Genomic DNA, 3050 nt, shown 5'->3' on the forward strand with positions numbered 1-3050 from the left:
TCGACTTCAGGTTCTGCGGGGTGTGGTTCCCCATCATCGTGTAGAAGTTCCACTCCGACGTCGTCGTGTTCCCGAGCGCATCCGTCTGCGTGAGCCCGGCGACGCCGAGCACTTTCGCGGTGACGCCGGTCGTGAATCGGGGAACCATGGGCCTGCCTCCATTCGTCGGGAGCAGGCATTGCACCCGCGCCAGGCGTCGCGGCGGGGGCAGGTTCGGGCCGGATGCGGGCGATTTGCGCTTTGGGCGTGGCTGCGGGGCAGTGATCCGGCCGCCCCGTGGACGTACTTCCGCTTCCGCCAGCCGATTAAGCCGACGTCGAAGCAATCGTAGCCAGCGGAATCCATTGTCCAATCGCTCGATTGTAATGACCCGTTAGTTCGCTATTCCGAATAACGTGCTCTGACCCCGTTAGTTCCCCACGCGCTAGATCTCAGGAACGAGCGCGGCATCGCGGCGCTCGCGCGCAGGCGCCCGCGACGGATCGCGCGCCCGCGCGGCATGTTCCCGGTACGACGACGGAGCGATCTGCAGCACTCGGCAGATCGGCTCGACTCCGTAGACGTCGCGGTGCTCGTCCACAAACGAGCGCATCACTTGGTGCGGCGGTTGAGCTCCGCCTGGGCAAAATACGCCGACTCCTTGCGCAGGATCTCATTGGCCTTGGCGCAGCTCGCGGTTCTCGCGCTCCAGTTGCTTCATGCGTTCAAGGCCCGACGTCGTCGGGCCGGCGTGCAGGCCTTGGGCACCGCGCCCTTCGCAAACGCGCGAAAGTCTGACCAGGCCTGGCTCCGTCGCTGCCGCTGAGCGCTCCATACGGCGGTGATCTCGCCACGCCCGCTCACGCGATCAATGGCCATTTCCACTTCCTCATCTTCGGCATCCGCAGAAATCCGTCGAGGGGGTCCCGCGCCAGGAACGGATAACGCTCCTGCATCCAGCCGATGTATCGCTCCAGGACGGTGCGCTCCTCAAAGGCCGGCGAGAAACTGCCAGGCGACATCGCGTGCAGTCTTTCCGTCCAGTCCATGTCGTTGCCGAGGAGCTGGTACGACGACTGCTCGCGGTTCGTGCTCGTGTCGATGCGTCGAAGGAATAGTTCGTAGTAGAAGTGCGGCATGTCAAGGGCTTCGACAAGACGCGCCTTCCTGAGATTGATCCCGGCGACCAGAGGCTGCTGGTCGTCATCAAACTCTCGCGCGTCCAACGGTCTGTAGGTGAGCCTACGCCAATTGGTCCGCTGGTCGAGTCGACCCGCCGCGAGATCGGCCTCGACGGCACTCAGCTGCGCCGTCTGCGACTGGATGTATTCCGCTCCGAAACCCATCACCCTCGGTGGCAAGCCGGCCGGCCTTCGGTATCCGTAGATGATCCTATCGAAGAGCTTCTCGAGCGCGCATTCGCCGTAACGCGTTTCGACCCCACCATGGGGAGCCTTCGGCTCGTACAGGAATTCGCCGACCAGCCGTGCGCTGGCAGCGATCGCGGCACGCGCCGCCTGCACGGCGGACGTTGGCACGACGAACGTCTGGAAGATGTTCCTGTTCCAATCGGGCCGGATAGCGGCCGCGTTCGTAAATTCACCCGTGCCGAAGTCCAAGACCGCGTACGGAACCTGAGACCATTCGAGCCCGTCCACTGCCAGCGATCTCGAGACGATCTCGAAGTTCTTCGTACTCAGCCCGTAGGCTAAGTGCCAATTCACGTACGACTGCCCGAGCCAGTATTCCTGGCCGAAAAGCAGAGCGTTGGGCGCGACACAAAGCATTACGGCTAGATTTGCGTCGCGTAGATCGGCGGTGAGCACGACGAGGTCCTGCGAGCGATACCGCGCCAACACGCCGACTTCACCCGCGGAAATCAGTGCATCCAGTGTCAAGTCGTAGAACACCATCGCGAATGTCGCCTTCATGTGCATCGCTGCCATCCAGCTCACTTCTTGCAAGCGTCCAGCGAAGTGAACCTCCTGCTGCTGATGAACAGGGGTGCTTCGGCAAGAAGCACGTCCTGCAATGTCGTCCCGGGAACGTTCGCATTGGGCAGTCCGGAGAAACCACCACTGACGTAGAATACGTCGAGTGCACCGGCCAGTATCGCGCGGTTCGAGGACTTCCTGAGCCATTTCGACAAGATCGGCTGGAAGCTCTTCGCCTTACGCCTATTGAGGAGGATGCTGACAATCCGTCCTGCCGTGTTTATTGCGAGCGGGACCCTGTCCAGCACACCGTGGATTACGTAATGGTCGGCCGCAGGAATGAGCGCCTTGGGCTGAGCGTCGCGGCCGCACAGATACACCGGAATTGTATGGTGCTGGTGCTTGGGTCCGCCGCTCGTCCCAAGCGAACCGAGGCCCGATGTCGCAATTGACGGCGTCAGGCTGGACATCAGGTTCGCCAGGCCGTACTGCCCACCCAGCATGCTGTTGATGACGGCGTCCCACAGCGACGGCTGGTCTGTATTCTCATCGTCGCCGAAGATGATGTCCTGGACGAAGCTCGAGATCTGGTCGCGGGCGATGCCGCTCAGGATTCCCTGGATGTCAATCGATGCCCCGACGTCACCCAATGTCATAGTTCCGAAGGGATCGACCGCACCGGTCGGATTGGCGTTCGCATAGAGGTATTTGTTGAGCGACAAGGGTACGGTGCGCAGCCCACTCGCTGAGTCGGAGCTCGTGAATCGTCCGACCTGCGGGTCGTACCAACGGGCCCTGAGGTAAATTAGCCCGGTGTCGGCATCGGAGCGCTCCCCCGCGAAACCATAGGGACTGACGTCGGCGCCGATCGTTTCGACCCGGTTGCCCCAGGCGTCGTAGCCATAGGTCTGGAGCGCGATGCCGGTATCGTCAGTCAGCGCGACGACGCTGCCGAGGCCGTCATGGTGGTAGGCCGTGGCCTTGTTCGATTGCTCCGGCTCGATACGCAGCAGCAACTCGTCGCCGTAGACGTACACGGCGCTCGCGTGGCCGTCGTCGCCGTATTCGGCGACGACCTGCGCGAACGCGAGGTTCGGGTCGACGAGGTAGTGCGTCGTTTCCGTCGCGCCACCCTGC

2 protein-coding genes, 1 pseudogene and 1 other annotated feature are annotated in these 3050 nt (G+C 62.6%); all 3 genes and pseudogenes read right to left on the reverse strand.

What is annotated here, in order from left to right; translation table 11 throughout:
- Window positions 1-427: 427 nt before the first annotated feature.
- Window positions 428-739 (reverse strand): annotated as a pseudogene (locus EV148_RS18150) (IS3 family transposase); the annotation flags it as partial.
- Window positions 518-634 (reverse strand) — a sequence feature (AL1L pseudoknot). It overlaps the preceding pseudogene by 117 nt.
- Before the next feature lie 100 nt (window positions 740-839).
- Entirely contained in the window at window positions 840-1925 is a 1086-nt protein-coding gene (locus EV148_RS18155) for a hypothetical protein (RefSeq protein WP_132000266.1), read from the reverse strand.
- Window positions 1926-1930: 5 nt separating this feature from the next.
- A partial coding sequence (locus EV148_RS18160) for an RHS repeat-associated core domain-containing protein (RefSeq protein ID WP_199222828.1) occupies window positions 1931-3050 on the reverse strand: 1120 nt, incomplete at its 5' end.

It is taken from the genome of Dokdonella fugitiva, from assembly GCF_004342425.1.
In the GTDB taxonomy this organism is placed as follows: domain Bacteria; phylum Pseudomonadota; class Gammaproteobacteria; order Xanthomonadales; family Rhodanobacteraceae; genus Dokdonella_A; species Dokdonella_A fugitiva.